Raw genomic sequence first — 4236 nt, forward strand, 5'->3', positions numbered from 1 at the left:
CCCCCACTGCCACGCCCACCCCGACGGCGACGCCGACCGCGACGCCGGGCAGTTGTGTCGCGAGCTACCGGGTGATCGGCCAGTGGCAGGGTGGGTTCCAGGCGGAGGTGACCGTCCGTAACGCCGGGGCCGCCGCGATCGCCGGCTGGGTCGTCCGACTCGACTTCGCCGACGGTCAGCGGATCACCCAGACATGGAACGCCGAGGTGACCCAGAGCGGGTCGACGGCTACGGCGCGTAACGTGAGCTATAACGGTGCCCTGGCGCCCGGCGCGCAGACGACCTTCGGCTTCCTGGGTACCGCCGGTGCCACCAACACCGCTCCGGCGGTGAGCTGCGTGCGTTCCTGACGGTCCGACCGGGGCCGGGGCCGCGCCGGCCCCGGCTCCGTGCCGCTGGCCGGGTTGGTGGCTCAGGCGGCGGGGATCGCGGCCAGCAGGCGGGCCCGCAGCACGCCGGCCCGTTCGGCGAACTCCCGCTGTGCCTGGACGTATTCGTGCCGGCCGTCGACGGTCTCGACTCGGACGGGCGGATAGCCCAGGTCGGCGAGGTCGTACGGCGAGGCCCGCATGTCCAGCGTGCGGATCTGCCCGGCCAGGGCGAAACAGTCGGCGACGAGCTCCGACGGCACCAGCGGGGAGAGCTTGTACGCCCACTTGTAAAGGTCCATGTTGGCGTGCAGGCAGCCCGGCTGCTCCTGGGCGTGCTGCGTCTCCCGGGTCGGTCGCAGTACGTTGAGCGGCCGGGCCGGCACGGTGAAGAAGCGGTACGCGTCGAAGTGGCTGCACCGTACGCCGCGCTCCTCGACGACCGCGGCGGTGCGCTCCGGGGTCAGCCGCAGCGGCCAGGCGTTGTGCCGGACCTCCTGCTGGGTCTGCCGGTAGACCATCGCCCACTCGTGCATCCCGAAGCAGCCCAGGTGCGCCGGCCGGCCCGCGGTCGCGGCCAGCAGGGTCGTGATCCACCGCACCGAGTCGGCGCGCCGGGCGCGTACCTCGTCGGTGTCCAGGGTGACCCCGGCGGGGAGTGCCTGGTAGTCCGGGCCGAAGTCGGCGGGATCGGCCTCCCGCAGCACCACCCCCGCGCCCGGATGCCACCGCCGCAGCTGGGCCGGCCGGTACGAGTAGTAGGTGAAGAGGAAGTCCTCCACCGGGTGTTTCTCGCCACGGCGGCGGCGGGCCAGGTGCGGGGTGAGCCAGCCGTCCACCCGCTCCTCGTGGGCCCGGCGGCGGGCCCCCCAGGCGGCCGCGTCGAGCACGGCGGGAGCGAGGGCGGCGGTCACGGACCAAGGGTACGACCGCAGCCCGCCCGCCGGTCAGGGCACGTCCACCCGCACCCCGGCGGAGAAGACGCCGCTGCGCAACTCCAGCAGCTGCGGCGCCTCGCGCCCGTTGACGGTGAAGACCAGCGGCAGCACCAGGCGGCTGCCCGCCGCCATCGGCTCGGCGAAGACGTCCCGCCCCTGGTTCGCCCCCCGGGTGGCCAGCTCGTCGGTGGTGACCCAGGTGCCGTTCGCCAGGTACGCCCGTTGCAGCTTGCCGTGCCAACTCTGATGCTCCGGGGTGAGGTTGCGGACCCCGACGGTCGCCTGGCACTGCCGCGCGCCCTGGCCCGGCTCGCAGATCATCCGGTAGACGGTGAACTCGAACGCGTCCTCGCGCAGCGGCACACCGAGCCCACCGGCCACCCCTTTGCCCTTCCAGGCGCCGCTGGTCGGCTGGCTGTCGGTGTCGATCTCGGTGACCCGCCGGGTGGCGGTCCAGGCGGCCGCGCCCACCGTGCCGGCCAGCACCGTCGCGGCCACCGGCACGATCAGCCAGATCGGCGGGGTGCGCCGGCGGGCCGGCGAGCGGGGCGTGGCCGGGCGGGGATAGATCGTGCCCGGCCCGTCCGACGCCAGCGCGGCGGCGACCGGCCGCCGCCGGTGCCGCCGCCAGGCGACGAGCCCGACGACGCCGAGCACCAGCACCGCGATCGCACCGGCCAGCAGCGCGGGTGCCTGACGACGCCACCCCGTCGGCTCCCGGGTCTCCTGCGTCGCGGCCTGCGGGGCCGTCCAGGTGGCGCTCGCGCAGTCGTACGGCTGCCGTCCGTCGCTGGCGAACGCGCACGCCGGCGCGGTCAGTGGCTGCTGTGCCGCGGCGGTGCTGAGCGTGGTGCCCAGCGTGGTGGTGCTGCGCGGCGGCAGCTTGATCCGCCAGGTCACCTCGGTCGCCGTCGAGCCGCCGGGGCGTACCTCCCGGCCGCCGTTGCTGATCGTCGTCGCCGAGACGCCCTGCGGCAGCTCCTGACGCACGGTGGTGTCCACCGGGGCGTTGCCGCCGTTGCGTACCTCGATGCGGTACCCGGGCTGGGCGGTGCTCCCCGCCGCGACCCGCACGCTGACCTGCGGCTTGGCGGCCGGCGAGGCGACCCGCGTCGGAGTGGGCACCGCCGGCGGCGCCGAGGGCATGGTGGGCTCGGGCGACGCCGCTGCCGCGGGCGGCCGGCCGGCCGCCGCGGCGTCCGCGGTGGTGGCCGCCGGCAGCAGCGGCAGGGCGGTGAGGAAACCGACGCAGTGCACGATCGCCGCGAGGGTCCTGTGGTGTCGTGTCGATGCAGGCATACGAACGAACCTCCGCAGCCGACGCTAGGTGCGGGGTCACGTCGTGCGGGTACGAAGCGGCGAATCCGGCCCCACCGGTGATCGTCACAGGTAAGCTGCGGCGCCCGCTCTCCGGGCCGGACTAGATTGGCCTGGTGCGTATCGCTCGTTTCGCTCATGCCAAGGGAATGTCGTTCGGGGTCGTCGAGGGGGAGTCGGAGGCGGGCCCGCAGGGGCTCACCATCGCCGAGATCTCGGGCCACCCGTTCGGCCAGATCACGTTCAGCGGTGTCCGGTGGGCGCTGTCCGACGTCCGGTTGCTCTCGCCGATCCTGCCCAGCAAGGTGGTCTGTGTCGGCCGCAACTACGCCGAACACGCCGCCGAACACGGCAACGAGGTGCCGAAGGAGCCGCTGCTCTTCCTCAAGCCGTCCACCTCCGTCATCGGCCCCCGGGACGCGATCCGGCTCCCGGAGTTCAGCAAGCAGGTCGAGCACGAGGCGGAACTGGCGGTGGTGATCGGTGCGCCGGGTGCCCGCCGGGCGGACCGGGCCGCGGCGGAGCGGGCCATCTTCGGCTACACCTGCGCCAACGACGTCACCGCCCGGGACCTCCAGCGTGCCGACAGCCAGTGGACCCGGGCCAAGGGGTTCGACTCGTTCTGCCCGATCGGGCCGTGGATCACCACCGGCCTCGACGTCACCGACCTGGAGATCCGCTGCGAGGTGGGGCGCGATCCGGAGGAGATGGAGGTCCGTCAGCTGGGCCGGACCCGGGACATGGTCTTCGACGTGCCGGCTCTGGTGTCGTACGTCTCGCATGTGATGACGCTGCTGCCCGGCGACGTGGTGCTGACCGGTACGCCGGCGGGGGTTAGCCCGCTCACGGAGGGGGATACGGTGACCGTTCGGATCGGGGGGATCGGCGAGTTGACCAACCCGGTCGTGTCGGCCACCTGATCCGGTCAGAGTCCCTGTTTCCGCAGCTCAAGGGCGGTTTCCGGAACTCGATTTGGCCCGTCGGTGCCGGGAGGGTAGAGTTTGATCCCGGCGCCGCAAGGGGCCAATGGGGTATGGGGTAATTGGCAGCCCAACTGATTCTGGTTCAGTTAGTCTAGGTTCGAGTCCTGGTACCCCAGCGCAGCCGAGATTCGGAAGAATCGAGGTCGCTGGATTCTGGTGGAGTTCAGCACCGTGCTCCGCAAGGGGCTCGGTCGCGAGGTCTGGTAGAGTTCGGCGGCACCACCGCACGGTGGTGTCGCAATAGGTTCTGGCCCCGTCGTCTAGCGGCCCAGGACGCCGCCCTCTCAAGGCGGTAGCGCCGGTTCGAATCCGGTCGGGGCTACAACTCACATCACGGCTCGTCCCGCTTCGGCGGGCGGGCCGTTTTCGCGTCCCGACCCTCGATTCGCGTCCCGGCGCTGCTCACCGGCGAGGGCGACCCCATGTGCGACGTCCACCGAGGACGCCGTTAGACTACTTCCGCACCGCCCCACCGGGGTGGTGAACCAGAAAGTACCTGGCCCCGTCGTCTAGCGGCCCAGGACGCCGCCCTCTCAAGGCGGTAGCGCCGGTTCGAATCCGGTCGGGGCTACCAACACCAAGGCCCGTCTCGCCTCCGCGAGACGGGCCTTGCGCCTCCCTCACCCACCC

4 protein-coding genes and 3 tRNA genes are annotated in these 4236 nt (G+C 72.5%); 5 read left to right on the top strand and 2 right to left on the bottom strand.

All coding sequences use genetic code 11. The annotated features are described in order from the left end of the window. The coding region (locus C1I95_RS32215) for a cellulose binding domain-containing protein (protein ID WP_199524009.1) at positions 1-350 on the top strand (350 nt) is incomplete at its 5' end. 62 nt (positions 351-412) lie between these two features. Here C1I95_RS32215 and C1I95_RS32220 read toward each other — a convergent pair. Both C1I95_RS32220 and C1I95_RS32225 read right to left on the bottom strand, forming a co-directional pair. Next, positions 413-1282, bottom strand: coding sequence for a 3-methyladenine DNA glycosylase (locus C1I95_RS32220; protein WP_111219681.1), 870 nt, complete (start codon positions 1280-1282; stop codon positions 413-415). Between the two features lie 33 nt (positions 1283-1315). After that, positions 1316-2605, bottom strand: a complete 1290-nt coding sequence (locus tag C1I95_RS32225; RefSeq protein ID WP_111219683.1) for a hypothetical protein — start codon at positions 2603-2605, stop codon at positions 1316-1318. A 134-nt stretch (positions 2606-2739) separates the two neighbouring features. Between C1I95_RS32225 and C1I95_RS32230 the strand changes: the two genes are divergently transcribed. The 4 genes from C1I95_RS32230 to C1I95_RS32245 all read left to right on the top strand — a co-directional run bounded on the left by C1I95_RS32230 (position 2740) and on the right by C1I95_RS32245 (position 4180). Then, positions 2740-3543 carry a fumarylacetoacetate hydrolase family protein gene (locus tag C1I95_RS32230; protein WP_111219685.1) on the top strand — a complete coding sequence of 268 codons (804 nt, stop codon included), beginning with the start codon at positions 2740-2742 and terminating at the stop codon, positions 3541-3543. Between the two features lie 107 nt (positions 3544-3650). Beyond that, positions 3651-3722: transfer RNA gene (locus C1I95_RS32235), tRNA-Gln, on the top strand. A gap of 133 nt (positions 3723-3855) precedes the next feature. After that, positions 3856-3928, top strand: a tRNA-Glu gene (locus C1I95_RS32240). A gap of 176 nt (positions 3929-4104) precedes the next feature. Continuing rightward, positions 4105-4180, top strand: a tRNA-Glu gene (locus tag C1I95_RS32245). Positions 4181-4236 lie beyond the last annotated feature (56 nt).

Source organism: Micromonospora craterilacus (genome assembly GCF_003236315.1).
GTDB classification, from domain to species: Bacteria; Actinomycetota; Actinomycetes; order Mycobacteriales; family Micromonosporaceae; genus Micromonospora; species Micromonospora craterilacus.

Coding starts and splice junctions, on each gene's coding strand:
- C1I95_RS32225 (WP_111219683.1), bottom strand. CDS start 2,605: ATGCCTGCATCGACACGACACCACAGGACCCTCGCGGCGATCGTGCAC.